Raw genomic sequence first — 23,992 nt, forward strand, 5'->3', positions numbered from 1 at the left:
TCTATCGCGTCGGATTGCCGGCCAAGAGCGGTGTGGGTGGTGGAATTGTCGCGGTGCTGCCGGGGGAAATGGCGGTTTGCGTCTGGTCGCCGGGGCTGGATAGCAATGGGAATTCGCTGGCGGGGGTGAAGTCACTGGAATGGCTAACCACACTTACCGGACAGTCGATCTTTTAATAGCGCCGGGGCGGATAATTCTGACGGCGTAAAAGAGCGCGACTCTGTCCGCAGCGGACAGAGTCGCCGCAACTATAATACGAAATCGCCCATTTTCTCCAGCTGGCTCAGGCGGCAAACAGGCATCTCTCCCACAGATGCTCCGATTCGCTCGAAAATCCGAAAGCATCGACAGTCGCCGAACAAAGCATAAACGCTTGCAACTCGGGGACATCGCACAGGAGAAGAGTTATGCCCGATAATGCACTTCCCTCATCCAGTGGAAAACCCGGTACGGAGTATGGAAAATCATACCGCGAATGGAAAAATTGGGAAGTCAGCAATTTCGGCGAATTGGGGAAATCAGAAAACTGCTATTTCGATGCGGAAATAAAAAAGGCGAATATTAAAACCGATAGAAAGATGCGTGTGCTGGAGATTGGCTTTGGCAACGGAAGCTTTCTGACCTACGCCAGAAAAAAGCACTGGGATATCGTCGGCACGGAAATCAACAAGGACCTGGTCGAAGCCGCCAGGCATCTTAATTTTGATTGCATCTGTGCAGCCGACTTGAGCGCATTTCCGGACGATGCGTTCGATCTGGTGGTAGCTTTTGATGTTCTGGAGCACATTAGTCAGGAAAATCTTCTGACCTTTCTCAGAGAAGCAAAGAGAATATTGAAAGACGATGGAACTTTCATAGCCCGATTTCCAAATGGAGATTCACCGTTCGGATTGTTTAATCAGAATAGCGATATGACCCATATAGCGACTATTGGAAGCGGAAAAGTAAAATACCTTGTCAACGAATTGGGTGTAGAACTCGTCTTTGTCGGCGGCGAAGCCCAACCGTTGATTACTGGCACTCTGCGACGCACAGTACATGGATTGTTTTCCATACCCATTAAAAAAATAATAAACCTATTTGTCAGCCTTGTTTTTTTCCAGGGAGGAGATATCGCCTTCTGTTCGTTGAATCTTGTCATGATCTTTCGCACCAGCAAATCCAACTCCGTCACAGCTTCCGGGGGCGATTAATCAATGTCACCATCACGTAGCTCATGATGGTCAGCATGAACCATGAACCCAGTTTTCCCACGGACACCATCGCCCACCCGTGCATCTGGCCTGGATACAACCAGGCGTGACTGAACGTGCCGATGTTTTCTGCCAGCCAGATGAACGTGGCAATAAGCACGAAACCTAGCAACAACGGCATCCGATGGAAGTTCCGACCAATCAGAAAGAACACAAAGTTTGCCGATCGGCACTATTGCTAAATGACCGGCGCACCATTTTCTGCGCAGGATTCTCGACCATAAGACCGAAGAAGTCGAATGTCGCAATCAAGGCCGCCGGGCGATCTATCTTTCGGTGGCTTTTGAGGAGGGAAAACCTGCCGGGGTGGATTCAGCATACGGGTTGGTAAAATTGCCTGGAAGTCCGGGAGACTCGCCAGTGGTCCGTGCCAAGGGGCGCCGCGTCAAGGTGGCGTTCGGCCGGTTCACCGCAGAACCTCCCCTACCCCCGATCCACCGAATCCTCACCATGCCTGCCGTCCAGACACACTTTCAGGATCTGCCCATCATCCTGGACCCGGCCCAACGGCTCGAAATCGCGCACCAGCATTTCGACGTTTGCGTGTTGCCGATCCAGCAGCAACTCCTGGCGTGGTGCGACCGCATGATCGGAGTGGTCAACCTCCTGACGAGGCGCGACGAACGCGGGCAGCCGTTTCGCGGCTGGATCGACCGCTACGCAGTCGGCGAATTCCTGTTCGCCGACTGCCACACCGACCGCATCACGCAAGACCGGACGATCGCGCGGATCTCCCAGGACAACGCGCGCAGCATCGTCTTCCACGTGTTTTTCGACACTGCGCCCGGCAACGAGCTCATCTACCCGGGCAAACGCACAGGCACGGCGCTCGAGGGCGGCATCTTCGCCGTCGATCTCAACCAGCCCGTGCAGTTCAAGCGCGCGCCCTGCCGGCACGTCACGATTTTTCTGCCGGGCGCGTTGCTGGGCAAAGTGTTTCCGGACCCGTCAGTCCTGCATGGACGCACGCTCTCGCCGCACTTGCCCGCAGTGCGTTATCTCACGGACCGCGTCCTGTCGTTTGCTGCTCGCGTCCGCTACATGGCGCCTTGGGATGCCCACCGGATCCTGCGCGAGATCGTGCTGCTGATCGCGGATGCGTTCGGCGAGCAGGCGGGGCTGAGGGGCGGTAAGCCCGCGCTCGCCCGGGCAATGGCATTCGATCAGGCGCGCCGCTACGTGCATCGGAATCTGCACAACGGCGATCTTTCGCCCGATGGCGTCGTGGAGTCGCTGGGTCTTTCACGACGCGCGGCCTATCGCCTCTTTGAGCACGAAGGCGGGCTGGGCGCCTATATCCGGCGTGTGCGTTTGCGCGCCGCCGCCGACGAGCTCGTCGCATGGCCCGGCGTTCCGGTGCAGGACATCGCCTATGCTCACGGCTTTCGGAGCGCGTCGGACTTCACGCGAGCGTTCCGGCGTGCTTACGGCCTCGCGCCGCAGGACATCCGGCAGTATCACGACGACGGGCGCGCATCGCCAAAGCGGTCGTGACACGGCTCCGCCCACAGTGGACCTTCAGCTTCTCGTGAACCGGTCATTCGATCTGTGTGCGTAGTCAGTGGTATGTCGTCGTCGAAGATTGCAGCTTCGTCAGCACGCCTTGCTTGAATCGAAACCAACCCTGTGGGCCTTGCATCACGACTTCATCACCTTGCCAGAACACGCGCTTAACCATCATGCGCGTGTTCAAGCGCTCCACCAGTGGAGGATGGTGGCGAAAGTCGTACAGCACCGGCCCGGAATCGGTCTGCACAAGCATTCGCGTAACGGTGTCATTTGCGTTGCCGATGTCATCGAAATGCGCGAGCGTGTTCGCGCCGAAGCGATCGAAAATTTCCTTGTCGACCGTTGCTGCGAAACCGCGATCGACGCGCTCAAATTGCAGTTCGCCTGAGGGCGTAACGAGCGGACCGGACGCGTTGCTTTGCGCATGCACGCAAGTCGCGAAACAGGCGGCTGCGAGCGCAGCGAGGAACAGTCGTTTCATGTTGCCTTTCAGATTCAGTGGCTTCTCCGACCAGGGAAAAGCGCGCGAAGAGACTCGTCGAAATCAATACACCTTGAAGCTTTCAGTGCGTGCCATCAATACCAGTCCGATAACGGCAATACCGGCGAAGAGCGCGGGCAGCAGGAAGACATTAGGAATACCCAGGAATGCCACTCCGAAACCGCCCGCGACGCCTCCTAACGCCGAGGCGAGAGCCGTCGAACTCATGAAGATTGCTGACGCCGTCGCTACCGCGCTGGGAAGCAGGCGTTGAGCGACGATGATGCCCAGAACCATAAATATGCCCCAGACACCACCCATGAGGATCTGGCCGGCGAACATGCCCGCTATGGACGACCAGAGCGCAAAGCAAAGATTGGCAAACACCCCCATGGCGGCTGCGATACACATCAACCACACGTTGCCAAGCTTGCGGCCCAGGCCGATGCTGAAGGGCATGATAAGCAGCTCGATGAACGGCTGTATTCCGATGACCGCTCCCCGTACTGCCGGATTCAGCTTGAGGTGCTCTTCCATGTAGATCAGCAGGAATCCGTACTTCACCGGCTCCCCTGCGTAGACCAGGACGAAGAGTCCTGTGAACCTCAGCAGTGGAAGCATGGCACGCAGGCTGGAGTGACGCGCGAGCTCACCCGACGGCTCCGGTTTGAGCTTGACGGCTGGATTCAGCGCTCCTAGAGGTGCGATCTGTAAAAGCGTGCAGATGGCGGTCATCCAAAGCATGGGGCGCAGGCCATAGGCAGCGGCCAGCCACGATCCCAGGACAGGCCCGACGATCCATCCGCCGGTAAGCGCCATACGGACGATGGCAACGACACTTTCATTTGCGTCGCCGGGTTTATCGCTGAGTTCATCGTGGACAGCCGCAAAAATTTGCGAGGCCGTGGCGCCGGAAACGGCCAGCAGGGCGATGGCGATGATGAAGGGCATCCAGACCGAAGTAGAGAGGGCCAACCCCGCCCAGCCCAGAAAGCCCGCCACAGCACACATGCGAAAAAGACCGAGGCGATTCCCGGTTCGATCGGAATAGCGGCCGACGAGATACCCCGTGACTGGAGCTGCAAGGCTGGTCATGTAATAGAGTCCCGCCAGCGGCAGCGAGGCGCCGAGTTCTTTCACCAGGAACAGAACGATCTGTGGTGCAGCCGCTGATGTGCCGAGACCCGAGAGAAACATCGCAATCGTTGCGCCGAAGAGAAGCCTCGACGTTGAAACTTGACGCAATGCAGATTGACTACGCCTTTGGCCAGACATCGTGAGACGCCCCCCCCGTTATATTCATGAACTTGTTCGGCAGCTGCGGTCCGTCCGGTGCGCACGCTGGAGATTATCGCGACCGCTTCCCGATTGCTATGGTGAGGGCGAACTGGTCACTTGCGTATTGCCGAAACGACGGGCGGAGGCTTGATATTGGAAACGCTTGAGCAGTCCGCGTTCTTGTTGTTAGCAGTGGTCATCTGATCTCGATGCGGCGAATGCCCGCGACAATGTCCGGTCCAAGCCACTCACATGGGCCCCATTCAAGACTTTCCGGACGGTGCGTCGCGACATATTTGGTTGCCGCATTCAAGCCTTCCGCCATCGGACTGCTAGGTGCCTTTGGCCAGAAGGCCGACCACATATCGTAGGTACGACGGCCGAGCAGCAGATCGAAGCGCCTCCCCGTGCTCTCGCCAACCGACTCGAAGAGGAGCGCCATTTGAACCCCAACACAGGCACCCAGGAGTTTGCCCATTTTCTCTTCGAGCTTTCGATCATATTGCCGATCGTTCGGCTCTGAGGCTTGAGCCTTGCGGACGTACTGATGCACGAAGTGACTGAGTTCACCAGCTAGCCGAGATTTTGTGCGTTTCGTAGTCATGTATCCATGTATCGATCCTGCGCTGATTCGCGGTTCGCTGAATAGCTTGACGGTCGCGTCGCAATTCAATCTTCCTGTCCGCAGGTAATTCCAACACTTTATTTCATTTGTCGTATAAATTCGCAGTAACTGCATTGCGCTGCCATGCGGTCCACGCGACGTTCACATGGAGCATCAAGGCGCGACAGAATAGTCTTGTCGGGGGATGGATCTCATGAATTTCAACTTCTATGGGCTTCCAGAATTTGTTTCTTACAGCATCTTGCTGGGGATCTCTCTTGTCCTGATCAGGCAAAAGCGGGAGATCCGGCTTCGATATTGGCTGGCCGGTTGGCTTCTCATCCTTCTGCATGCCGGCATTTTCATGCTGTTGCCGCAAAATTTCCCGTTCGACGTGCTCGCCCGGGGAACCCTCGCTCTGGCCGGGCAGGTATTCGTCCTTGCCGCCTATTATCAAGGGCTGGAGACGATCAACTCCGTCCGGCTCACCTTGCGGGTGGGTCTGTCAGGTGCGCTAAACCTTATCTTTGCCGTCGCGAGCACCGCCTATGGCGAACTACAGCCGGCAGGCCAACAAGTGGGACTGTTCTATCTACTGACGGGGCTGGGAGCCGTCTGCACCATCTGGCTCGCGTCAGCCGACCGCGCGGGAGCCCCCTGGCATTCTCGGGTCTCCATTGCGCTGGCGGTAACGGCGTACGCGCTCCAGGCGTGGACCCTGCATGCCTATGGGCTCGCCATGGCCAGCCAGTGGTTGATGTGCTGGACCTATCTCGCGGTGGCGTATTTCTTCCTGCGCCAAACGCCGAAGCTGACCATGGGCGTCGTGTTCATCGCCCTCAGCTTCGTCCTTTGGGGTCTTGTCTTCCCTGTCTACTCATTGCTCGTCCTGCATGCCCCAACGATTTCCAGTCACATCGAAGCGGAAGTCTGGAATCTGCCGAAGTTTCTCGCTGCCGCCAGCATGATTCTCGTGCTATTGGAAGAGCGAGTGGTCCTGGCCACCCATCTTGCCGCCCATGACGAGCTTACCGGTTTGCCAAACCGCCGCCTGTATGCTGACCGCTTCGATCAGGCAGTGGCGCGAGCCGCCCGCGACGGTTCCGGATTCGGCTTTCTGGTTATCGACCTCAACCGCTTCAAGCTGGTGAACGACACGCTAGGCCATCAGGCCGGCGACGATGTGCTGAGAGGGGTCAGCGTTCGCTTCCGTAGTGTCTTGCGCGGTATCGACACGCTTGCACGCACTGGCGGCGACGAGTTCACCGTGATACTGGAGGGTGTCAGCAACCTGCCCGAGGCCGAGGCGGTCGGCGATGCGCTGCGGAAATCGCTCGGCACCCCGATCATTCTCGAGGAGGGACCGTACCATGCCAGCGCCAGCGTCGGCGCGGCTGTCTATCCGCGCGACGGGTTGACCCAGATTCAGTTACACGCCGTCGCGGACGAACGTATGTATGCCGGCAAGGAGCAGTACCGCATCGAATCGGCTCGCTACGGAAAGGTAGTCAACGATCCAAACCGCGCTTAGGACTGCGCCAGGTGTCGGGTCATTCCAACACGATGAACACTCAAATGGCCATACCCGACCAAGAGGCGTGGAATGCATGGCAACCGGCCGAACTGGCTCGACGGTTGAGCGATATAGGTTTGCCCTGGTGTGTCGCCGGTGGATGGGCGCTCGATCTTTGGCACGGCGCCCAGACTCGCGAACACAGCGATCTGGAATTCACAATTTTGCGAGAAAACTTCGGCGACTTTCGTCAAGCGTTCAGTGATTTGGAGTTCTACACTGCCCACGCCGACGTTGTCGAAAGACTGCCGGCAAATCAGAACGCGCCATCTGAGGTTATGCAATTTTGGGGGTTTGACCGCGCTGCTGAATGTTGGCGGATCGATATGATGATCGAGCCGGGAACTAACGAATCGTGGGCCTACAAGAGAGATCCATCGTTCAAACGACCCCGAGCCGAAATGGTGATGCGAACGGCCGACGACATCCCATATCTGAATCCCTCCGCCGTACTTCTGTTCAAGGCCAGAGATAGGCGCCCGAAAGACCAACAAGATTTCGAGAGAGCGTTACCGAAACTACCGCTTATGGAACGCGCGTGGCTGAAAGACTGCCTCGACGTTCTTCACCCGGGCAATGAATGGGCGCGAGCGCTGTAACGGTTACTCATCATGTTTCCGCGTGGATTGCCGACGATTCGGCTGTTCGCATCGACCGGCTCTTCCTGGCGGGCCTCTCGATGAACGACGTCGTGCGCTTGTGGGCGATCAGAAAGTCCTCCATCAGCGTCGGCGTAGACGTTGCAATTCGGTTGGCAGAAAGCGGACCATCAAATGCAATGCCATCGGGACCAGCACACCATCGTCCACAATTCCGACGAAGGGAACAGCAAAATTGAAAGGATCGATCGCATACAACGCCACGAGAGCGAATGCGGGCATCAGCCATACAGGACGGTCGGGGTGCCTCAGTGCATACCAGAGTACCCGCAGATCGTTCTTGACCACCTTCAATAGCAAAGCGATTTTTTTCATCTCGACAACCCCTCCACCCGTTCCATTCCTGCATCGGCCACGCTGCCTTCCGCTCCTGAATCTGCGAACGCCGCGTTTCGCAACTCAAATGCTACTCCAGGATCGGGCGCGGCAACGGTCGACACCAATGGGGCTGTCGATTTTCGAGGGTGCGCGGCAATTTCGTGCCGCGTATAGCGCCGGCGGCACTTCGATAGCGACGCCCCGCGCTCCAAGCGCCGATCCAAAAAACTGATCCATCCCCGTATTTTCTCTTTGACAGAGTATCTTTAGATATATATCTTAAGACACATCTTAAGACACATCTGGAGAACGCGAATGCGTCATTCACATCATTCCCGCCGTCATCACGACATCGACGGCATGTATTCCACCGACCGTTCCTCGCTGCACGCGCTGTGGCACGCCCTCAGCCGCGACCATTACCGCGGTGAATGCGAAGGCCGCGGTGATCGCGAAAGCTATGAAGGCCGCGAGGGTCGTGGAGAACGCGGTGAACGCGGTGAACGCCGTGGCAGCCCCGGTGACGCCCACTCACCACGCGGTTTCGAAGACTTCTTCGCCGCCCGCGGTGCTTTTCCCGAGCGCTTTGCGCTGCACGCCCTGTGGCACGCCATCGGCCGCCATCAACACCATCGCGGCGAACGCGGTGGTGACCGTAGCGGCCGCTTTGGTGGTCCCGGCGGCCCTGGCGGTTTCGGCGGCGGTGACGGCGACGGTTTCCCGCGCGGCCGCAAATTCAGCTCGGACGATCTGCAATTGCTGCTGCTGGCCCTGCTAGATGCCCAGCCGAGCCACGGCTACGAGCTTATCAAGGCGCTCGAAACGCGCTCGAACGGCTTCTATAGTCCGAGTCCCGGCATGGTCTACCCCGCGCTGACCTACCTCGAAGAAATCGGTTTTGTGACCGTCCAGCTCGAAGGCAATCGCAAGCGCTACGAACTGGCCGACGCCGGCCGCCAGCATCTCGCGGACAACCGCGAGCGGGCCGAGTTGATGCTCGCAAAACTGAACCATATTGCCCGCAAGATGGATTCCGTGCGGCGTGCGTTCGCCGGCGAAGAACCGCTGGATCCAAGCGAAGGCGGCTGGCTGCCCGAGCTGATCGAAGCCCGCCGCGCCCTCAAGCATGCGCTGTTCCGCCACGACAACGTGCCAGCCGACGAACAACGCCGGGTCGCCGCGATCCTCACGCGCGCCACGGCTGAAATCGAAGGCAAGCCGGACGCAGGCTCGAACACCGGCACCGACGCCGGCGCAGAAGATATCTGAGCCCACGTGGCCAGAATCCCGAGCGCTACCCGACATCATTGGAGAGAACATCTATGCTGACCAGGTCCGATCTCGCGGTTACCCGCGTACGTCATCCCCTGAAATTTCGTTTGCTGCAAGTCACGCGGGTTGAACCGCTGACGCCTCATCTGATTCGCGTCACCTTTACCGGTGACGATCTGCACGACTTCGAATCGGCTTCGTTCGACGATCACATCAAGGTCTTCTTCCCGGCGCCGGGCGCCGACAAGCCAGTGCTGCCGGAGGCGGGCCCGAACGGTCCGGTGTTCCCGGAAGATCAGCCGCGACCGGTGGCGCGCGATTTCACGCCGCGTCGCTATGACCGCGCCGCACGCGAACTGGACATCGAGTTCGCGATGCACGAAGCCGGTCCGGCCGCGACGTGGGCAGCGCAAGCCAAGGTCGGGCAATATCTGGGCGTCGGTGGGCCGCGCGGCTCGCTGGTGATTCCCACCGGTTTCGACTGGCATCTGCTGATCGGCGACGAGACCGCGCTGCCGGCCATCGCCCGGCGTCTGCAGGAGCTGCCTGCCAGCACGCGCGTAGCAGCCGTGCTCGAAGTCGCAGATCCGTCGGCGCGCATCGAATTCGATACGCAGGCCGAACTGCATGCGGTGTGGCGTTACCGCAGCGATTCGCCGTATCGCGGCGATGCATTGCTGCAAGCGGTCCGTGAGACGTATCTGCCGGATGGCGAAGGCTATGTCTGGGCTGCCGGCGAATCCGCCACGATGCGCGCGGTGCGGTATCACCTATACACCGAGCGCGGCGTCGACAAATCGCGCATCCGTGCGGCAAGCTACTGGAAACAGGGCGCCGCAGCGGTGCACGAAAACCTCGACGACTGAGCCTGCGCAAACCTCGCAAATCTCATCGCCAGCCCCGCGGCTGGCTTTACCTTCTTCAAGGATCTTGCCGATGTATTCCATCAGCACAAAGCACGAACGGCGTCTACTCTGGCTGCTCGCGCTGACGCAGTTCACCGTCATCATGGACTTTATGGTCATGATGCCGTTGGGTCCGCAGATCATGCATACCTTCAGCATCACACCGGCGGCCTTCGCGACGGCGGTGTCGGCCTACTCGTGGTGTTCGGGGCTCTCGGGCCTGTTCGCCGCGACCTACATCGACCGCTTCGACCGGCGCAAGCTGTTGCTGACGGTGTATGCGCTATTCGCGATATCTAACCTGGGCTGCGCGCTCGCCAGCAGCTTTCCGTTGCTGCTCGCAGCGCGCGCCTTTGCCGGTATTACAGGCGGCGTGCTGGGCTCGGTGATCATGGCGATCGTCGGCGATGTGATTCCGGTGCAGCGCCGCGGTGCGGCCACCGGCACCATCATGACCTCGCTCTCGCTGGCTGCGATTGCCGGCGTGCCGGCCGGCGTCATGTTAGGGGCGCACTTCAACTGGGCGGCGCCGTTCGTGCTGCTGGTGGTGCTCTCCGTGTTGATCTGGTTCGGCGGTATGCAGATCGTGCCGTCGCTCGCCGAGCATCTGAGCCGCCGGCCGCCGCCGTTGAACCAGGTGCTGCCCGACCTCGGACGCCTGCTCAGCAATCCGCGCCATCTGAATGCGTTTGCGCTTACCTTTATGATCATGGTGTCGCATATGCTGGTGATTCCGTTTATCTCGCCGATGCTGGTCCTCAACCACGGCGTGCCACCTGCACATCTATCGTGGATATATATGGGCGGCGGCTTCGCGACATTCTTTACGTCGCGCGCGATTGGCCGCCTTGCCGACCGCTACGGCAAGCATCGTGTATTCCGCATTGCCGCCGTGCTGTCGATACTGCCGGTGCTGTTCGTGACTCACCTGCCCGATCTGCCTTTCGTCGTCGTGGTGCTGTTCTTCCCATTCTTTATGGTGGCCATGTCAGGACGCATGATCCCCATGCAGGCGCTGCTCACGACGGTTCCCGAGCCTACCCGCCGGGGTGCGTTTCTGAGCGCCAACAGCGCGCTGCAAGCGGTGGGGATGGGCTGCGGTGCATGGCTCGGCGGCTTGATGCTGACCAATACCGCGAGCGGACAGATTGCCGGCTATGGCACGGTCGGCTGGGCGGCGGTGGGCATCACGCTGGCTGCCGTGTTGTGGGCCGGCCGGGTGAAGGCAGCGGCCGACAAGGCGCCGTCTGCGTCTGCCGACCTCGGTCCGGAGCCGTTGGGCGAGACTTGATGCAGCCTATGCCACATGCCATTGCGGCGGCCGCTTCTCGAGGAACGCGTTGACGCCTTCGCGTTGATCCGGGCCATCGAACAGATCGACGAAGCGCTCGCGCTCAACCGCGAGCGCCGCCGAACGCGGCACGCCTTGACGGCCCTGATGAATCAGGGTTTTGCTGAAAGAGACCGCCTGCGGGCTGAGCGTCGTGACGCGCGCCGCCATGGTCAACGCAGCCTCGCGTGCGGCGCCCTTCTCCACCACTTCTTCGACGAGGCCGATCCGCAATGCCGTCGCGGCATCGACGCGCTCGCCCGTCAGAATCATCCGCTTCGCCCAGCCTTCGCCGACCAGCCACGGCAGCGTCTGCGTGCCGCATCCACAAGGCAGCAGACCCACTGCCGTTTCCGGCAACGCAAGCTGCGCGTGTTGCTCGGCAATCCGGATATCGCAGGACAGCGCACATTCGAGGCCGCCGCCCATCGCATAACCGTTGATCGCGGCAATCACCACGGCGCGCGCGTTTTGCAGTGTCTCGAAGGCAGCGCCGAAACGCGCGGCGGCGGTACGTGCGACATCGCGATTGCCATCCGCGAAGGTGTTCAGATCGGCGCCCGCACTGAAGAACTTCGGGCCGTCGCCGGTAATAACAATCGCCCGCACACGAGCCTCGCCGTTCAGGCGTTCGACCGTCTGTTGCAGTTGCAGGAGCCCGTCCGGCGTGAAAGCATTTGCGGGCGGGCGTTTGAGTGTGAACACGGCGACGGCGCCGTCGTTTGCGTAGTCGAGTTCGATCATCATGCGTCTCCGGCTGGAATTGCTGTGCTATCGCCGCCGCGCGTAACCGGCCGGCTCATCGCGTGTGAAAAAAGAGGCAGACAGTACCGCGTTGCACTGCACTGCACTGCCTTCGGTCTATTTACTATTCGCGCCCGACAGATCCGCGAAGTCCTCTTCCCAGTATTCACCAGGCAGACGTGCGGGTTCGGCAGCCCGCTCGAGTTCGCGGCGCCGCAGTTCGACGCGGCGGATCTTGCCGGAGATGGTCTTGGGCAGTTCACTAAACTGCAGACGGCGAATCCGCTTGTACGGCGACAGCTTTTCGCGCGAAAACTGGAACACGCTGCGTGCGAGTTCAGGGCCGGCTTCATAGCCATGACGAACCGTGACGAACGCTTTCGGCACGGACAAGCGCACGGGGTCGGCACTCGGCACCACGGCCGCTTCAGCAATCGCCTCGTGCTCGATCAGCACGCTCTCCAGTTCGAATGGACTTAGCCGGTAATCGGACGACTTGAACACGTCATCGGAGCGGCCCACGTACACGTAGTAGCCATCCTCGCGCCGCAGCGCCACGTCGGAGGTGTGGTAGTAGCCGTTGCGCATCGCCTGCACGGTCGCGTTGGCGCTGTTCGCGTAGCCCGTCATCAGGCCGAGCGGACGGTGCGCGAGCGGCAAGGCGATTTCGCCTTCGCTGACGGCCTGATCGTCGGCATCGACCAGTTCAATGCGGTAGCCCGGCAACGGTCGGCCCATCGAGCCTGGCACCACCGGCTGACCGGGCGAGTTACCGATCTGGCAGGTGGTCTCGGTCTGACCGAAGCCATCGCGGATCGTCACGTTCCATGCATGCCGCACACGCTCGATCACCTCCGGATTCAGAGGCTCGCCCGCGCCGACGATCTCGCGCAGCCTGACCGGATAGTCGGCCATCGGCTCCTGCACCAGCATGCGCCAGACGGTCGGCGGCGCACACAGCGTCGTGACGTTGCAGCGCACCAGCACATCGAGCGTTTCCTTCGGCACGAAGCGCGCGTAGTTGAAGACAAACACGCAGGCCTGCGCATTCCACGGCGCGTAGAAGCAGCTCCACGCATGCTTGGCCCAGCCGGGCGAACTGATGTTCCAGTGGATATCGCCCGGTTGCAGGCCGATCCAGTACATCGTCGACAAATGGCCCACCGGATAGCTTTGATGCGTATGCTCGACGAGCTTGGGCTTCGACGTGGTGCCCGAAGTGAAGTACAGCAGCAGCGGATCGGTCGCGTGCGTCGGACCATCTGGCGTGAACTGCGCGGTGGCATCGTAAGCGGCGGAAAGATCGATCCAGCCGTCACGCGGTGCGCCGACCGACAGACGCGTCAGCGGGATATCGAGGCCATCAAATTTCGCCAGTTCCGCGCTATCCACCACGACGAATTTCGCCTCGCCGATCTGGATGCGGTCGCGCACGTCGTCGGCGGAAAGCTGGGTGGTTGCGGGCAACACGATCGCGCCGAGCTTCATCGCCGCTAGCATCACGTCCCAGAGTTCGACGCGATTCGGCAGCATCAACAGCAGACGGTCGCCGCGCCCCACGCCGATACCGTGCAGGAAATTCGCCATCCGCGCCGAGCGTTCGGACATCTGCGCATACGTGAACTTCGTGCCCGAGCCAGTGGGATCGTCGACGATCCACAACGCCGGGTTGTGGTTGTCGTGCGCGATCACATCGAAATAGTCGAGCGCCCAGTTGAACTGAACGAGCGCTGGCCAGGCGAACTCGCTATACGCGCGCTCGTAGTCCGTGCGATGGCGCAACAAGAGATCGCGCGCATCGAGGAAGGCCTTCGTCGAAATCGGAATGGTTCGCTCGGTCATCGTCGTCTCCTTTGTCGACGGGAGTTAGCGCTTTAGCGCTGACTCCCGTCTCATGCAGATGCTGTCGTGCCGTCCGGCGCATATGCGTTCTATTGGCGTTTCATTCTGCACTCAAACGTGCCGCGCGATCACCATTCTTTGTACTTCGCTGGTCCCCTCGTAAATCTGCGTGATGCGGGCGTCGCGATAGTGACGCTCCACCGCGTAGTCCTCCAGGTAGCCGTAGCCGCCGTGAATCTGGATCGCGTGCGAACAAACCTCCTCAGCCATCTCGGACGCGTACAGCTTCGCCTGCGATGCCTCGGACAGGCACGGCTTGCCCGCGCTGCGCAGCCGCGCCGCGTGATGCACGAGCAGCCGGGCAGCGTTCAGGCGTGTGAGCATATCGGCCAGCATATTGGCGATGGACTGGTGTTCCGTCAGCGGCTTGCCGAACTGGATCCGCTCGCGAGCGTAGAGACGCGCCGCATCGAAGGCCGCGCGGGCGATGCCCAGCGCCTGCGCCGCAATGCCGATACGTCCGCCTTCGAGGTTCGACAAGGCGATGCGCAACCCTTCGCCACGCTGGCCGAGCAGATTCGCCTCGGGGATGGCGCAGTCCTCGAACGAGATCGGGCAAGTATCCGAAGCGCGGATGCCCATCTTATGCTCGGGGCGTCCGACGTTGAAACCGGACGTATCGGTGGGCACGATAAAAGCCGAGATGCCTCGCTTGCCCAGTTCGGGATCGGTCACGGCGAACACGATAGCGATGTTCGCCCGCGCGCCGTTGGTCACAAACTGCTTACTGCCGTTGATTATCCATTTGCCGTCGCGCAGCTCGGCACGTGTGCGCAGGTTATGGGCTTCGGAACCGGCCTGCGGCTCGGTCAGGCAGAATGCGCCGATCCGGCGTCCGGTAGCGAGATCCTGCAGGTACTCATTTTTCTGCGCCTCGGTGCCGAAGTTGAGAATCGGGCCGCAGCCGACCGAGTTATGCACGCTCATCAGCGTCGCGCACGACGCGCAACCGGCGGCGATTTCTTCGAGCGCCAGCGCATAGGCGATGTAGTCGGTGTATGAGCCGCCCCATTCGGACGGCACGATCATGCCAAGAAAACCCAGTTCGCCCATCTGTGTGACGACCTGATCGGGCAGTTTTGCCTCGCGGTCCCATTGCCCCGCATGCGGCACGAGGCAATCGACCGCGAAATCGCGGGCTGCGTCGCGGATCATCCGCTGTTCGTCGGTGTAGAAATTGTCCATGGCTTACGCCTGTGTCTCCGTCCAGATTGAACAAGTGTAGCAAGCCGCTGGACAGCTTCGATGCTCTGCCCGATCATTCTGCGTGAGCGCATTTGCCATGCTCGCGTGATCCGGCAACGTTTCCACACGTAGATTGACGGGGTCGCTGTTCTCCGGCATGCGCAAACCTGAGCGCGTTTGCCAGCGCGGGCCCAGCGGCCTCAGGCCTGGGCCTGGGGCCGTGCCATGCAAACCATTCCAGTTCAATGACGCCGAAAAACGACAAAGGGACAATCTCGCTGAGCCTCGTCGAAGAAACGCTGGCGCTCGCGCGAGCGCGCGGTCTCGACGTGAAACCGCTCGTCGAAGCCGCCGGCATTGCGCCGCAGATGCTGGCCGCGCCGAAGAGCCGGGTTTCCTCGGCGCAATACGGCGCGCTGTGGGTCGCCATTGCAAACGCACTCGACGACGAGTTTTTCGGCCAGGACCCGCATCCGATGCGTTGCGGCAGCTTTATCGCCATGACGCAGGCAGCCTTGACGGCACGCAATGGTGCCCAGGCGCTGGCCAGGGCACTCAGTTTCATGCGCCTCGTGCTCGATGATCTGAGCGCGCAGCTCAGCACAGACCTGGGCCGTGTGCGGATTACGTTCAACCATCGCGACAGCACACCGCAGCCGACCATGTTCGCCTACGCGACGTATTTCATCCTGGTCTACGGACTGGTGTGCTGGCTGGTCGGACGGCGCATTCCGTTGCTAGCGGCGCGCTTTCGCTGCGCCGAGCCGCCTGCCGCGCAGGAATACCGCCTGATGTTCTGCGAGGATATGCAGTTCGGCGAGGACGCATCGTATGTCGACCTGGCGCCGGCGTTTCTCGAACTACCCGTGGTTCAGACCGCGCAGTCGCTCAAGCCGTTTCTGCGCGATGCGCCGGGCAACTTTGTCGTCAAGTATCGCAATCCAGGTTCGCTGGCAGCGCGGGTTCGTAAGGTGCTGCGCGCGCTGCCGGCGGCCGGCTGGCCCGCCGCCGATCAGATGGCATTACGCCTGCATGTTGCGGAAGCAACCATGCGGCGGCATCTGAAGCAGGAAGGCTATACCTACCAGTCCATCAAGGACGACCTGCGGCGCGATATTGCCATTGCGGAACTGCAGGACAGCCGGCGCAGCATCGCGGAAATTGCGACGCGGGTGGGCTTTGCCGAGCCAAGCGCGTTCCATCGCGCGTTTCGCAAATGGACCGGCATGCGGCCGACCGATTACCGGCTCGAGCGGGCCGATCTCACGCATCCGGCGGAATCGGACTAAGCTGTAAGCAGCAGGCCCTTTTTTCGGCCCGCGCCTCTCGATCACACCCGCCCTGTCTTCTGTCTCATCAGGGACGGCCGGGTCCGATACGGCGCTCTGGCCGTCCGCGATGAGAACGTACCCGTTTCTCCCGTTCCGGCAGTCCGGCCCGCACCACCGGCGTATCCCCGGTGGTCTAGCGGTCCGGTTTCTACGCGGCGTCGCCGCGCTGGGCTTCCTGCTGGCGTTCGCCGGCGCCCTCCCCCTTGGCATCGCGGCCGCGCCGGCGCCCGGAGGCGTCATCGTGATCCCCGTCAGCGGCGCTATCGGACCCGCGAGCGCCGACTTTATCGTGCGCAGTCTGCAACGTGCGGCACAGCAACAGGCATCGCTCGCGGTGCTGCAACTCGATACGCCAGGCGGCCTCGATACCTCGATGCGGCAGATCATCAAGGCGATTCTGGGTTCGCCTGTGCCTGTCGCCGCGTTCGTAGCGCCGAGCGGTGCGAGGGCCGCGAGCGCGGGCACGTATATCGTCTACGCAAGCCATATCGCGGCAATGTCTCCCGGCACCAATCTCGGCGCGGCGACGCCGGTGCAAATCGGTCTGGGCGGCGCGGAGCCAGCGGGACAAAACGCACCCGGCTTGCCGGCGACGAACCCAGCCGGCCAGGGAGGCGCTAGTGCACCAACAGCCGTATCAGGAACATCAGGCGCCGCGGCAACCTCAAGCGCCCCTGGCACGCTGCCGCTAGACTCGCAATCGACCGAAATGCGCAAACAGGTCCACGATGCCGCCGCCTATATCCGCGGTCTTGCGCAACTGCGTGGCCGCAATGCCGATTGGGCCGAGCATGCCGTACGCGAAGCCGTGAGCCTGTCGGCCAACGAAGCGCTGGCCCAGCACGTAATCGATCTCACCGCGCGCGACGTCCCCGATCTGCTGCGCAAACTCGACGGCCGCACGGTCAATACCGTTTCTGGCGACCAGTCTCTACACACGGCCAACGCCCCTGTCGTCACGCTAGAACCCGACTGGCGCAGCCATTTCCTCGCGGTTATCACAGACCCGAACGTGGCATTGATTCTGCTGATGATCGGCATGTACGGCCTCTTTTTCGAGTTCGCCAATCCCGGTTTCGTGCTGCCCGGCGTGGCGGGCGCGATCAGCCTCTTACTCGGCCTGTTCGCCATGCAGATGATGCCCATCAATTACGTAGGGCTGTGCCTGATCTTGCTGGGCCTCGCCTTCCTGGTCGCGGAAGCGTTTCTTCCGACCTTCGGCGCGCTGGGCTTTGGCGGCATTGTCGCGTTCGTGGTCGGCGCGCTGATGTTGATCGATACCGATGTGCCTGGCTACGGCATCCCGTTGCCGGTGATCGCGGCCGTCACCGCGTTCAGCGCGCTGTTTGTCTTCACGGTATCGAGCGTGGCGCTGCGCGCGCGCCGGCGACCGGTCGTGACCGGTTCGGAAGCGTTGATCGGCAGCCTCGGCGTGGTGCTCGAGGAAGGGCTTGTGCCGCACGGCAGCGGGGATGCTGGCGTGGGTTGGGCGCGCGTGCATGGCGAACGCTGGCAAGTGTGTAGCGCGGCGCCGCTTGCGGCCGGCCGTGCGGTACGTGTGACGGCGCGGCACGGCCTCACGCTAACGGTGGTGCCGGCGGAAGAACTCCGCAGCAAGCTGCATGGGACCAGAGTAGACGCTAAAGCGCCAACTCTGGTCGACAAAGGAGAACCCTCATGATTGGTTTCACATTCGGCTTCAGCAGCATTCTGATCGTGCTGGTGGCCGTGCTGATTGCATCATCCGTACGAATTTTCCGCGAGTACGAACGCGGTGTCGTGTTCATGCTCGGCCGCTTCTGGAAGGTCAAGGGACCTGGGCTCGTGCTGATCATCCCGGTCGTCCAGCAGGTGGTGCGCATGGACCTGCGCACCGTCGTGTTCGACGTGCCGCCACAGGACGTGATTACGCGCGACAACGTCTCAGTCAAGGTCAACGCGGTGGTGTATTTCCGCGTCGTCGATCCGGAACGCGCGGTGATTCAGGTGGCGAAATACTTCGAGGCGACCAGCCAGTTGTCACAGACCACGCTGCGCGCAGTGCTCGGCAAACACGAACTCGACGAGCTGCTAGCCGATCGCGAGCAACTCAACGCGGACATCCAGAAGGTACTCGACGCACAAACCGATGCCTGGGGCATCAAGGTGGCGATCGTCGAAATCAAGCATGTGGATATCAACGAAACGATGATCCGCGCGATCGCCCGGCAGGCCGAAGCCGAACGCGAGCGGCGCGCAAAGGTGATCCATGCGGAAGGCGAGTTGCAGGCCTCGCAGCATCTGCTGGAGGCGGCACAGACGCTGGCGCAGCAGCCGCAGGCGATGCAACTGCGCTATCTGCAGACGCTCACGACGATCGCCGCGGACAAGAACTCGACCATCGTGTTTCCGCTGCCGATCGATTTGCTGAATGCCGTGCTGGACAGATTGGGCAAGCCGTCGTCGGCAGCGTGAGTGCCGAATCAGGAAAACCGCACCCTGACGTCCAGGGTTTGTACTGATCGCTCCAAAGGAGCTTGTGATGAAAACCATCTCTCGTATCACCCTCGGCGCCCTGCTGGCGGCCTGCTGCGCAGGCACCGCATTTGCCCAGACTTCGCAGGGTTCATGCGACCCGTACGCGCCCAAAACCCGCGCCGACGTGAAAGCGGATTACATCCAGTGGCGCGCAGCAGGCTACGATCCGCAGGACTGGATTGACTATCCCTACAATGCGCAGCACGCCGGACGCATCGTCGCGCAGCGGCGCGCAATGGCGGGCATTCCGGCTGGCTGCGTGCAGTAAGCGCGCCTGCCGCGGCAAGCGCACTTGCCGCGCCTTGTCTGGTGTCGCGACGCGTCATCCGGTGCGCGGACACGGTATCATCTCGCCCCTTCGATAGCACACAAGCCGACCGGCATCCGGGACTGTTGCATCGGCTCCACGCCCGCCGCGCCGATCCGGTACATCACCGTCAATCGTGACTACAATCCGCCCGTAGCGCTTCGCGAGCGTCGGCCGTCGTGAGAAGCGTCGGCGCCTGTCGATCACCACAACAAGCAACTTCATCACGATCCGAGACCCGTCTAATGGACTCCGTAAAACGATACTTTGGCTTCGACGAAGCTGGCACCAATCTGCGTACCGAACTGCTCGCAGGCTTGACCACCTTTCTGACGATGGCGTACATCATCTTCGTCAATCCGGCAATTCTCGGCGACGCGGGTATTCCCAAAGACGCGGTCTTCGTCGCGACCTGCCTCGTTGCGGCGCTCGGCTCGCTGATCATGGGTCTGTACGCCAACTATCCGATTGCGTGTGCCCCCGGGATGGGCCTGAACGCGTATTTCGCCTACACGGTCGTCAAAGGCATGGGCTTCACATGGCAAGCTGCGCTCGGCGCGGTGTTCATCTCCGGTTGCCTGTTTATGATCGTCACGCTGTTCCGCGTGCGCGAGGTGATCGTCAACGGGATTCCCCATTCGATCCGCATCGCGATCACCGCTGGTATCGGCCTCTTTCTCGCGATTATTTCCCTGAAGTCAGCCGGTGTGGTGGTCGGCAATCCGGCCACGCTGGTGACGCTCGGCAATCTGCACGACCCGCATGTAATTCTCGCGGTGATCGGCTTTTTTGCCATCGTCACGCTCGACTATCTGCGGGTACGCGGCGCGATTCTGATCGGCATCGTCGGCGTAACCGTGCTGAGCTTTTTCTTTGGCGGCAACCAGTTTCACGGCATCGTCTCGGTGCCGCCGTCGATCGATGCGACGCTGTTCCACCTCGACATTCGCGCGGCCCTGTCGGGTGGCGTGCTCAACGTCATCATGGTGTTCTTCCTCGTCGAGCTGTTCGATGCAACCGGCACGCTGATGGGCGTCGCCAACCGCGCGGGCCTGCTGGTCGAAGGCAAGATGAATCGCCTGAACAAGGCGTTGCTCGCCGATAGCACCGCGATTCTCGCGGGCTCCTTGCTGGGCACGTCGTCGACCACCGCTTACATCGAAAGCGCATCGGGCGTGCAGGCAGGCGGGCGCACCGGCGTCACCGCAATTACCGTCGCGGTGCTGTTTCTGCTTGCGCTGTTCTTTGCGCCGCTCGCGGGCGTGGTGCCTGGCTATGCGACCGCGCCGGCCCTGCTGTATGTGTCGTGCCTGATGCTGCGCGAGATGGTCGACCTGCCGTGGGACGACGCCACCGAAGTCGTGCCCGCCGCGCTCACGGCACTGCTGATGCCGTTCACTTATTCGATTGCCAACGGTGTGGCATTCGGCTTCATTTCGTACGCGGGACTGAAGCTGCTGACGGGCAAGGCGCGTCAGGTCAAGCTGGTGGTGTGGATCATCGCGGCGATCTTTCTGTTCCGCTATTTCTATCTGGGCGCCGACTGAGTATTGCCAGGCACCGGGCAGGCGCAGCCAGCGAAGCCTGGCGGCGCCAGGCTTTCCTTGATTAGCCTTACTGAGTAGTGCCCGGCGGCCGCGTCAGTTGCGCCAGTTCGCTTCGTAGAAGCGCACGTAGCCGCTGCGCAAAACGAGGCATTGCGCACGCGTTTCCGACAGCAGACGGCGCGTTGCCGCTTCGATATGCGCCCGATGCTCGGCGAAAGCGCCGACCATGTCTTCCAGACGCGGCGACGCCGCGCCGTAGTGGTCTTCAAGTGCCTCGGCGGTGATCATGCACTCCACCCTTTCCCCATCGACCATTGCCGGGAACGCCAGGGTAAGTTCGCGCCCCGAATATTCGGGGGTTTCGTTAGGGAAAATGATCTGCATGGGATTCGCCTTGGTTTGACAGGGTGGATCACTCGAGGCCGCGCACGCCTGTTTTTTAAGTGCCTCCCTCAGTGCTCGAGGCGCGGGCTACACCAGCCGCAGAAAAGTGCGAAAACACGCTCGCTGCGGGTGATGTCATTACTGTAGACGAGTTCCGGCGCGCCGCAAGTTTTCCTTCCAGATGGCCCAACTCTGGTGCAGGTCAAAGCCGGCTGCGTTCGCACTGCGCTCGCTGCGGACACAGCCGCGCCCGCCAGCGGGTGTACTTACGCATCCGTCGTCGACCTTCTTTCATCGGACAGCCCGCAGGCTGTCGGCGAGCTGTCTACGAGCGATTTCCCGGCCAGAGATTCAGGAAAGCGGCAGACGCGATAACGCCTAGTGCTATCGTTGCGGCCCCCGAGAGGGTCACCCCATTCTCGTCAAACAACATGCCGTGAATCACTACCGCTATGCCAATGACTGCGATAAACGTCGCAAGCACGGCAAGGACAACCCCTACTTCCGTATGTTCCGTGTGCACCATGGCGTACTCCCAAACTGGCGCTAGCGAGGCGGGTAAGGCCTCAATGGGGCACAGCGCGAACGCGCCCCATAGTTCAAATGATTGCACCTCTGCGGGCGAAATCAAGTACGGGATAGCCCGCAGCGTTTGGCGTGCGGCGTATACGCTCGATCCTGTAAGATTGAAACTTCGGCGGCGCGGCATGCTGCGCTGCGGGATAGCAACGGACGGGCAACGTACCCGCTGTGTCGAATTCCAACCGGAGACGAGCAGTGACCCATCGCCTTTGCGCGCCCTCTATGACGCCTGCCGCTGGCCACACCCTGGCCGGCCATCTGGATCTCATTGCGCAGTCCCATGCGCGTTCTCTCGAAGTGGGACTGCGCGCTTCGGAAACGCCTGATTTCCATCCGTTGCGTCAACCGGCGCTACGCGAGCTCGTCGAACGCAATCACTCGCTGTATGCGCACGCTCTGCCGGTCATGGAGACGCTGCACGCGCAAATCGTCGACACCCAGAGCATGGTGCTGCTCACCGACGATCACGGTGTGATCCTGCATAGTCTCGGCGACAGCGACTTTATCGAAAAAGCCAACCGGGTCGCGCTATGTCCGGGCGTGTCGTGGGCCGAAGCGGATCGCGGCACCAACGCGATCGGCACGGCGCTAGTCGAGCGTCAACCGGCGGTCGTACATGCCGACGAACACTTTCTCCACGCGAACCGCATCCTGACCTGCTCATGCGCGCCGATTGCCGATCCCTATGGCCGCATCATTGGCGCGCTGGACGTGAGCGGCGACACGCGCGGTTTTCATAAGCACACCTTGGCGCTTGTGCGGATGTCCGCGCAGATGATCGAAAACCATCTGTTTGCGAATCAGTTCGCTGATGCCGTGCGGATCCATTTTCATGCACGCGCCGAGTTTATCGGCACGCTATACGAAGGGCTCGCGGCGTTTGCGCCAGACGGCACGTTTCTGTCGGCCAATCGCAGCGCGCTGTTTCAATTGGGGCAGCCGCTTGCGGCGCTGCAGCGGCAACCGTTCGAAGCGCTGTTCGGCAGCGCGTTTCCGGCCCTGTTGCAACAAACGCTCTGCGCGCCCGGCGAATGCACGACGCTGATGCTGCCGAGCGGCGTTCGCGTGATCGCGCGCGGTGAATTTGCTGCGCCGCGTCAGTTCGTGCAGGCCGGCGGCCTCGGCGAACAATCGAGCGTGGCCACGGTGATTCGTCCCGCAGCCCGTACGGTGACGCCGGTGACGCTCGCCGCGCTCGATACCGGCGACACACAGGTGGCGGCAATCCTGCGCCGTGTCGAGAAAGTCCGAGGCCGCGATATTCCAATCCTCGTGCTCGGCAAAACGGGCACCGGCAAGGAGTGGCTGGCCCGCGCAATCCATCACGATTCGCCGCGCAGCACAGCGCCGTTTATCGCGGTCAATTGCGCGTCGCTGCCCGAGACGCTGATCGAGGCTGAACTGTTTGGCTACGAAGACGGCGCGTTTACCGGCGCAAAAAAACGCGGCCGAGTCGGCAAGATCGTGCAGGCCGATGGCGGCACGCTGTTTCTCGACGAGATCGGCGATATGCCGCTCGCGCAACAGGTGCGGCTGATGCGTGTGCTACAGGAGCGCACAGTGACGCCACTCGGCAGCACACGGGCGATTCCGGTCGATTTGCGGATCGTCTGCGCGACTCACCGCAATGTGCGCTCGATGATCGAAGACGGCACCTTCCGGGAAGACCTTTACTACCGGATCAACGGGCTGGTCGTGAGCTTGCCTGCACTCAGCGAACGCACGGATCTGCCGGCGCTCATCTCGCACATTCTCGCCGCGCAGTGCGACGGCGAACGGATACCGGTGCGCGTCTCGGATGAAGTGCTCGCGTGTTTCAGACGGTGCCGTTGGCCCGGCAATCTGCGGCAACTGGCGAACGTCCTGCGCACGGCCGGGATCATGGCCGAAGGTGCAGCGCAGATCGAGATCGAACATCTGCCGGACGATTTCCTGCAGGATTGCAACGATGCGTCGGACGACGCACGGGCGCAGGAGAATGCGAAGGAAGCGGCGTCCGCGACGACGCTGCACATCGCAGACGCAGTTCTCACGCCCCAGCACACGCCGGCTTCGCCCGCCTCGCCAGCCCGGATGGAAGAGTGGCAAGCCACGCTGATCGCGCAAACCCTCTCGCGTCACGGCGGCAACGTCTCCGCTGCGGCGCGCGAACTCGGCCTCGCGCGCAATACGGTCTACCGGTATCTGCGCCGCACGCCGGGTGCATCAATGCAGACACCGGGGCAGCGCAACTAGGCGCAACTTCACGGGCGTTCGCAGTCGGACAGGCGAGTCTGAGGTATCGTGACGGACTGACTCCAATCCCATCCAA

The 23,992-nt window shown here is 61.4% G+C and carries 24 protein-coding genes; 14 read left to right on the top strand and 10 right to left on the bottom strand.

The window, feature by feature from the left end; genetic code table 11:
• Window positions 1-176 (top strand): glutaminase (locus tag M0954_RS26765; RefSeq protein ID WP_297356516.1); only part of this gene is annotated, 176 nt, incomplete at its 5' end.
• Between the two features lie 231 nt (window positions 177-407).
• Complete coding sequence (locus M0954_RS26770; protein WP_122158997.1) at window positions 408-1,193, top strand: bifunctional 2-polyprenyl-6-hydroxyphenol methylase/3-demethylubiquinol 3-O-methyltransferase UbiG; 786 nt, start codon at window positions 408-410, stop codon at window positions 1,191-1,193.
• Here the strand turns inward: M0954_RS26770 and M0954_RS26775 are convergent.
• Window positions 1,171-1,407 carry a DUF817 family protein gene (locus M0954_RS26775; RefSeq protein WP_297356479.1) on the bottom strand — a complete coding sequence of 79 codons (237 nt, stop codon included), beginning with the start codon at window positions 1,405-1,407 and terminating at the stop codon, window positions 1,171-1,173. The two genes, M0954_RS26770 and M0954_RS26775, sit on opposite strands and share 23 nt — an antisense overlap.
• Before the next feature lie 296 nt (window positions 1,408-1,703).
• Here M0954_RS26775 and M0954_RS26780 point away from each other — a divergent pair, with 296 nt between their 5' ends.
• A complete protein-coding gene (locus tag M0954_RS26780; RefSeq protein WP_297356481.1) occupies window positions 1,704-2,747 on the top strand; it encodes an AraC family transcriptional regulator in 1,044 nt (347 codons plus the stop codon).
• Window positions 2,748-2,811: 64 nt separating this feature from the next.
• Here the strand turns inward: M0954_RS26780 and M0954_RS26785 are convergent, their stop codons facing one another.
• The 3 genes from M0954_RS26785 to M0954_RS26795 all read right to left on the bottom strand — a co-directional run bounded on the left by M0954_RS26785 (window position 2,812) and on the right by M0954_RS26795 (window position 5,125).
• Complete coding sequence (locus M0954_RS26785) at window positions 2,812-3,243, bottom strand: hypothetical protein (RefSeq protein WP_122158991.1); 432 nt, start codon at window positions 3,241-3,243, stop codon at window positions 2,812-2,814.
• 63 nt (window positions 3,244-3,306) lie between these two features.
• Complete coding sequence (locus tag M0954_RS26790; RefSeq protein ID WP_221182740.1) at window positions 3,307-4,440, bottom strand: MFS transporter; 1,134 nt, start codon at window positions 4,438-4,440, stop codon at window positions 3,307-3,309.
• A 277-nt stretch (window positions 4,441-4,717) separates the two neighbouring features.
• Window positions 4,718-5,125, bottom strand: coding sequence for a hypothetical protein (locus M0954_RS26795; RefSeq protein ID WP_297356483.1), 408 nt, complete (start codon window positions 5,123-5,125; stop codon window positions 4,718-4,720).
• Between the two features lie 214 nt (window positions 5,126-5,339).
• Here M0954_RS26795 and M0954_RS26800 point away from each other — a divergent pair, with 214 nt between their 5' ends.
• Complete coding sequence (locus M0954_RS26800) at window positions 5,340-6,656, top strand: GGDEF domain-containing protein (protein ID WP_297356486.1); 1,317 nt, start codon at window positions 5,340-5,342, stop codon at window positions 6,654-6,656.
• Between the two features lie 44 nt (window positions 6,657-6,700).
• Window positions 6,701-7,297, top strand: a complete 597-nt coding sequence (locus tag M0954_RS26805; protein ID WP_208297263.1) for a hypothetical protein — start codon at window positions 6,701-6,703, stop codon at window positions 7,295-7,297.
• A 123-nt stretch (window positions 7,298-7,420) separates the two neighbouring features.
• Here M0954_RS26805 and M0954_RS26810 read toward each other — a convergent pair whose 3' ends face one another.
• Window positions 7,421-7,672, bottom strand: a complete 252-nt coding sequence (locus tag M0954_RS26810; RefSeq protein ID WP_122158983.1) for a YkvA family protein — start codon at window positions 7,670-7,672, stop codon at window positions 7,421-7,423.
• 318 nt (window positions 7,673-7,990) lie between these two features.
• On the opposite strand from M0954_RS26810, the gene M0954_RS26815 reads away from it, so the two are divergent.
• The 3 genes from M0954_RS26815 (at window position 7,991) to M0954_RS26825 (ending at window position 11,143) form a co-directional block, all read left to right on the top strand.
• Window positions 7,991-8,944 carry a PadR family transcriptional regulator gene (locus tag M0954_RS26815; RefSeq protein WP_297356488.1) on the top strand — a complete coding sequence of 318 codons (954 nt, stop codon included), beginning with the start codon at window positions 7,991-7,993 and terminating at the stop codon, window positions 8,942-8,944.
• A gap of 53 nt (window positions 8,945-8,997) precedes the next feature.
• Window positions 8,998-9,813: a siderophore-interacting protein gene (locus M0954_RS26820; RefSeq protein WP_297356490.1), complete on the top strand. Its 816-nt coding sequence runs from the start codon at window positions 8,998-9,000 to the stop codon at window positions 9,811-9,813.
• A 70-nt stretch (window positions 9,814-9,883) separates the two neighbouring features.
• A complete protein-coding gene (locus M0954_RS26825; protein WP_297356492.1) occupies window positions 9,884-11,143 on the top strand; it encodes an MFS transporter in 1,260 nt (419 codons plus the stop codon).
• A 6-nt stretch (window positions 11,144-11,149) separates the two neighbouring features.
• On the opposite strand, the gene M0954_RS26830 is transcribed toward M0954_RS26825, so the two are convergent.
• From M0954_RS26830 to M0954_RS26840, 3 genes are all read right to left on the bottom strand, one after another.
• Window positions 11,150-11,926 (bottom strand): enoyl-CoA hydratase, encoded by a 777-nt coding sequence (locus tag M0954_RS26830; RefSeq protein ID WP_133895100.1) that lies wholly within the window; start codon window positions 11,924-11,926, stop codon window positions 11,150-11,152.
• A gap of 117 nt (window positions 11,927-12,043) precedes the next feature.
• Window positions 12,044-13,768, bottom strand: a complete 1,725-nt coding sequence (locus M0954_RS26835; protein ID WP_297356494.1) for an AMP-binding protein — start codon at window positions 13,766-13,768, stop codon at window positions 12,044-12,046.
• Window positions 13,769-13,879: 111 nt separating this feature from the next.
• Complete coding sequence (locus M0954_RS26840; protein WP_133894904.1) at window positions 13,880-15,013, bottom strand: acyl-CoA dehydrogenase; 1,134 nt, start codon at window positions 15,011-15,013, stop codon at window positions 13,880-13,882.
• A 245-nt stretch (window positions 15,014-15,258) separates the two neighbouring features.
• Here M0954_RS26840 and M0954_RS26845 point away from each other — a divergent pair, with 245 nt between their 5' ends.
• From M0954_RS26845 to M0954_RS26865, 5 genes are all read left to right on the top strand, one after another.
• Complete coding sequence (locus M0954_RS26845; protein ID WP_297356496.1) at window positions 15,259-16,302, top strand: AraC family transcriptional regulator; 1,044 nt, start codon at window positions 15,259-15,261, stop codon at window positions 16,300-16,302.
• A 109-nt stretch (window positions 16,303-16,411) separates the two neighbouring features.
• Complete coding sequence (locus M0954_RS26850) at window positions 16,412-18,025, top strand: nodulation protein NfeD (RefSeq protein ID WP_297356498.1); 1,614 nt, start codon at window positions 16,412-16,414, stop codon at window positions 18,023-18,025.
• Window positions 18,022-18,798: a slipin family protein gene (locus M0954_RS26855; RefSeq protein ID WP_122158969.1), complete on the top strand. Its 777-nt coding sequence runs from the start codon at window positions 18,022-18,024 to the stop codon at window positions 18,796-18,798. The genes M0954_RS26850 and M0954_RS26855 overlap by 4 nt, the downstream gene beginning before the upstream one ends.
• Before the next feature lie 67 nt (window positions 18,799-18,865).
• Window positions 18,866-19,129, top strand: a complete 264-nt coding sequence (locus M0954_RS26860; RefSeq protein ID WP_122158967.1) for a DUF4148 domain-containing protein — start codon at window positions 18,866-18,868, stop codon at window positions 19,127-19,129.
• Window positions 19,130-19,413: 284 nt separating this feature from the next.
• A complete protein-coding gene (locus tag M0954_RS26865; protein WP_297356500.1) occupies window positions 19,414-20,715 on the top strand; it encodes an NCS2 family permease in 1,302 nt (433 codons plus the stop codon).
• A gap of 93 nt (window positions 20,716-20,808) precedes the next feature.
• Here the strand turns inward: M0954_RS26865 and M0954_RS26870 are convergent, their stop codons facing one another.
• Window positions 20,809-21,099 carry a DUF1488 domain-containing protein gene (locus M0954_RS26870; protein WP_122158963.1) on the bottom strand — a complete coding sequence of 97 codons (291 nt, stop codon included), beginning with the start codon at window positions 21,097-21,099 and terminating at the stop codon, window positions 20,809-20,811.
• Window positions 21,100-21,424: 325 nt separating this feature from the next.
• Window positions 21,425-21,625 carry a DUF2964 family protein gene (locus tag M0954_RS26875; RefSeq protein ID WP_122159631.1) on the bottom strand — a complete coding sequence of 67 codons (201 nt, stop codon included), beginning with the start codon at window positions 21,623-21,625 and terminating at the stop codon, window positions 21,425-21,427.
• A 278-nt stretch (window positions 21,626-21,903) separates the two neighbouring features.
• Here M0954_RS26875 and M0954_RS26880 point away from each other — a divergent pair, with 278 nt between their 5' ends.
• Window positions 21,904-23,916 carry a sigma-54-dependent Fis family transcriptional regulator gene (locus M0954_RS26880; RefSeq protein WP_297356517.1) on the top strand — a complete coding sequence of 671 codons (2,013 nt, stop codon included), beginning with the start codon at window positions 21,904-21,906 and terminating at the stop codon, window positions 23,914-23,916.
• Window positions 23,917-23,992 lie beyond the last annotated feature (76 nt).

This window comes from Paraburkholderia sp. (assembly GCF_026225065.1).
Lineage (GTDB): Bacteria > Pseudomonadota > Gammaproteobacteria > Burkholderiales > Burkholderiaceae > Paraburkholderia.

What these genes read in the sequence shown, in the direction of transcription:
- M0954_RS26850 (WP_297356498.1), top strand. Translation starts at nt 16,412, where the DNA reads ATGAGAACGTACCCGTTTCTCCCGTTCCGGCAGTCCGGCCCGCACCAC.
- M0954_RS26785 (WP_122158991.1), bottom strand. Translation starts at nt 3,243, where the DNA reads ATGAAACGACTGTTCCTCGCTGCGCTCGCAGCCGCCTGTTTCGCGACT.
- M0954_RS26860 (WP_122158967.1), top strand. Translation starts at nt 18,866, where the DNA reads ATGAAAACCATCTCTCGTATCACCCTCGGCGCCCTGCTGGCGGCCTGC.
- M0954_RS26790 (WP_221182740.1), bottom strand. Translation starts at nt 4,440, where the DNA reads ATGTTTCTCTCGGGTCTCGGCACATCAGCGGCTGCACCACAGATCGTT.
- M0954_RS26830 (WP_133895100.1), bottom strand. Translation starts at nt 11,926, where the DNA reads ATGATCGAACTCGACTACGCAAACGACGGCGCCGTCGCCGTGTTCACA.
- M0954_RS26840 (WP_133894904.1), bottom strand. Translation starts at nt 15,013, where the DNA reads ATGGACAATTTCTACACCGACGAACAGCGGATGATCCGCGACGCAGCC.
- M0954_RS26820 (WP_297356490.1), top strand. Translation starts at nt 8,998, where the DNA reads ATGCTGACCAGGTCCGATCTCGCGGTTACCCGCGTACGTCATCCCCTG.
- M0954_RS26780 (WP_297356481.1), top strand. Translation starts at nt 1,704, where the DNA reads ATGCCTGCCGTCCAGACACACTTTCAGGATCTGCCCATCATCCTGGAC.
- M0954_RS26835 (WP_297356494.1), bottom strand. Translation starts at nt 13,768, where the DNA reads ATGACCGAGCGAACCATTCCGATTTCGACGAAGGCCTTCCTCGATGCG.
- M0954_RS26865 (WP_297356500.1), top strand. Translation starts at nt 19,414, where the DNA reads ATGGACTCCGTAAAACGATACTTTGGCTTCGACGAAGCTGGCACCAAT.
- M0954_RS26795 (WP_297356483.1), bottom strand. Translation starts at nt 5,125, where the DNA reads ATGACTACGAAACGCACAAAATCTCGGCTAGCTGGTGAACTCAGTCAC.
- M0954_RS26875 (WP_122159631.1), bottom strand. Translation starts at nt 21,625, where the DNA reads ATGGTGCACACGGAACATACGGAAGTAGGGGTTGTCCTTGCCGTGCTT.
- M0954_RS26825 (WP_297356492.1), top strand. Translation starts at nt 9,884, where the DNA reads ATGTATTCCATCAGCACAAAGCACGAACGGCGTCTACTCTGGCTGCTC.
- M0954_RS26805 (WP_208297263.1), top strand. Translation starts at nt 6,701, where the DNA reads ATGGCCATACCCGACCAAGAGGCGTGGAATGCATGGCAACCGGCCGAA.
- M0954_RS26810 (WP_122158983.1), bottom strand. Translation starts at nt 7,672, where the DNA reads ATGAAAAAAATCGCTTTGCTATTGAAGGTGGTCAAGAACGATCTGCGG.
- M0954_RS26845 (WP_297356496.1), top strand. Translation starts at nt 15,259, where the DNA reads ATGACGCCGAAAAACGACAAAGGGACAATCTCGCTGAGCCTCGTCGAA.
- M0954_RS26815 (WP_297356488.1), top strand. Translation starts at nt 7,991, where the DNA reads ATGCGTCATTCACATCATTCCCGCCGTCATCACGACATCGACGGCATG.
- M0954_RS26770 (WP_122158997.1), top strand. Translation starts at nt 408, where the DNA reads ATGCCCGATAATGCACTTCCCTCATCCAGTGGAAAACCCGGTACGGAG.
- M0954_RS26880 (WP_297356517.1), top strand. Translation starts at nt 21,904, where the DNA reads ATGACGCCTGCCGCTGGCCACACCCTGGCCGGCCATCTGGATCTCATT.
- M0954_RS26870 (WP_122158963.1), bottom strand. Translation starts at nt 21,099, where the DNA reads ATGCAGATCATTTTCCCTAACGAAACCCCCGAATATTCGGGGCGCGAA.
- M0954_RS26855 (WP_122158969.1), top strand. Translation starts at nt 18,022, where the DNA reads ATGATTGGTTTCACATTCGGCTTCAGCAGCATTCTGATCGTGCTGGTG.
- M0954_RS26800 (WP_297356486.1), top strand. Translation starts at nt 5,340, where the DNA reads ATGAATTTCAACTTCTATGGGCTTCCAGAATTTGTTTCTTACAGCATC.